This is a genomic window from Paraburkholderia humisilvae, from assembly GCF_902859855.1.
GTDB lineage: Bacteria > Pseudomonadota > Gammaproteobacteria > Burkholderiales > Burkholderiaceae > Paraburkholderia > Paraburkholderia humisilvae.
Genome location: NZ_CADIKH010000272.1, coordinates 1 through 2,210, shown reverse-complemented (window position 1 = coordinate 2,210; position 2,210 = coordinate 1). Strand labels below are relative to the sequence as shown.

Genomic DNA, 2,210 nt, shown 5'->3' with positions numbered 1-2,210 from the left:
AGGGCGGTACGGATTCATGAGCGCGAACCGGGCCCGCTGGCCCATCGTCACTATGGCACGGCTGCTGGGGGTCTCGGCCAGTGGTTTCTACGCGTGGCGCTTACGTGAGCCATCGCAACGCTCGCGTAGCGATGCGCAACTGCTCGCGCGCATCGGTACGATGCATGCAAGCGCGCGGCACGTATGGCGCACCGCGCATCCATGCGCAACTCGCGCGCGAAGGCGTGCATGTGGGACGCAAGCGGGTGGCGCGCCTGATGCGCATCGCGGGTCTGCGGGGCGCCACCCGAGGGCGCTGGCCTCGCACAACACGGCCACGCGCGGGGCGCGGCGTGCGCCCGATCTGGTACGGCGGCACTTCTGTGCGGACATGGCAAACGTGCTGTGGGTGGCGGACGCGACCTACGTGCCGGCCGACGCGGAATTCCTGTATCTGGCAGTGGTGCCCGATGTGTTCAGCCGTCGTATCATCGGCCGGGCGATGTCAGGCCATCTCTTACCGAACTGATGCTGCGGGCGCTGGACATGGCGTTGCAGCAACGACGCCATGACGGTGTGATTCTGCATTCCGATAGTAATAATGTGAGTACCAGTTTCTCCACGGTCCGCCGGGGGCACGGTAGTGATCCGGTGGCCGGGAAGGTCTGGTGCCGCGAAGTGTTCCCGACGGCCTGACCCACACTCTGATCGACCTGATGTGTTGTCTTTCCCTGGACCCGTCGGCCGCCGGGAACACCGAACGGCGAGGTTTCACCTCGCCGCTGCATGTGACTCAAGAAGGGCCTGACGCGCTGTCGCTTTACTGTCCTGTCCAGGTAGCCGGTCCCGGTGAAATCGCCCCTGGTTCTCTAACAACCACCGGAGAACGTCGATGAAGGAAGAAGTCGCTGGTCGCCCGGGCATCGTGGGCGGCGTCGATACCCACAAGGATCTGCACACGGCAGCCGTGGTTGATGAACACGACCGCGTACTGGGCAGCGAGTGCTTCGCAACCGCCCGGCACGGCTACCGGCAGATGCTGGCCTGGATGCGCTCATTTGGTGAGCTGCTGCGCGCCGGTGTCGAGTGCACCGGGACGTATGGCGCAGGTCTGCTGCGCTACCTGCAGCACGCTGAAGTTACGGTGCTCGAAGTCACCGCCCCGGACAGGAGCGATCGGCGCAAACGGGGCAAGGACGATACGCCGGACGCCGAAAATGCCGCCCATGCTGCCTTCGCTGGCATCCGTACGGTCACACCCAGGAGCCGTGATGGCATGGTCGGGTCACTACGCGTGCTGAAGGTTTGTCGCAAGACAGCAGTAGCGGCTCGCCGCGTTGCCCTGCAACTGATTAAGAATACAATCATAAGTTTACCTGACGAACTGCGGGAATCGTTACGCACCATGACCCGCATGCAGCTGGTACGCACACTGGCTGCTTGGCGTCCGGATCTAACCGACTACCGCAATCTGGTTTCGGCGTACCGCATCACCCTGAAATCACCTGGGCGCCGCTATCTGGAACTGCACGATAAAATTGCCGACCTAAACGTGATGATTGCGGCATTGGTTCAGCAGCTCGCGCCCGACCTGATCTCGCGCAATTCGATCGGTCCGGAGTGCGCTGCGCAGCTGCTGCTGACGGCGGGAGACAACAGCAACCGGCTACGGTCAGAGGCGGGCTTTGCTGCACTGTGTAGGGCCAGTCCGGTGCCGGCATCATCGGGGAGGGTCACGCGCCATCGCCTGAATCGCAGTGGAGATCGTGCGGCCAACAGTGCGTTGCACGTCATCGCCATCGGCCGGCTGCGAACCGACCCGCGCACAAAGGCGTATGTTGAACGGCGGGTCAGCGAGGGCCACTCAAAGCTGGAAGCCATCCGCTGCCTCAAGCGCTACATCGCTCGCGAAGTGTACTACGTCATCCGCAAGCGCAACCGTGAGATCGGTCAGGTCCAGGTTGCATGGAAATGACCTGTTCCAGACGACGGGGGCGCGGGTTGTCCACGGCGGGCCGGCGCGCTCGCCTGTTACGACCGCGGCGACGGCTAGCGGTGGGCAACCCGCGCTATCAGAAGCGTGCTGCTTTGGGAAAACAGAAATGACGAACCCATTTGACATTTATTGAGTTTCCCATAAAACATGACAACCGATTCGATGCTGGCGCGTTATATCTCTAACGGATTGAATGGAGATACGCGCCATGGCAAAGAAGCCGTTGGACGAGGCA

2 protein-coding genes are annotated in these 2,210 nt (G+C 62.5%); both read left to right on the top strand.

The genetic code is table 11. From position 1 onward, the window contains the following. Window positions 1-131 precede the first annotated feature (131 nt). Complete coding sequence (locus tag HV796_RS41805; protein WP_377757914.1) at window positions 132-551, top strand: IS3 family transposase; 420 nt, start codon at window positions 132-134, stop codon at window positions 549-551. Window positions 552-871: 320 nt separating this feature from the next. Next, complete coding sequence (locus HV796_RS41800) at window positions 872-1,954, top strand: IS110 family RNA-guided transposase (RefSeq protein WP_175233485.1); 1,083 nt, start codon at window positions 872-874, stop codon at window positions 1,952-1,954. The last annotated feature ends 256 nt before the right edge of the window (window positions 1,955-2,210 follow it).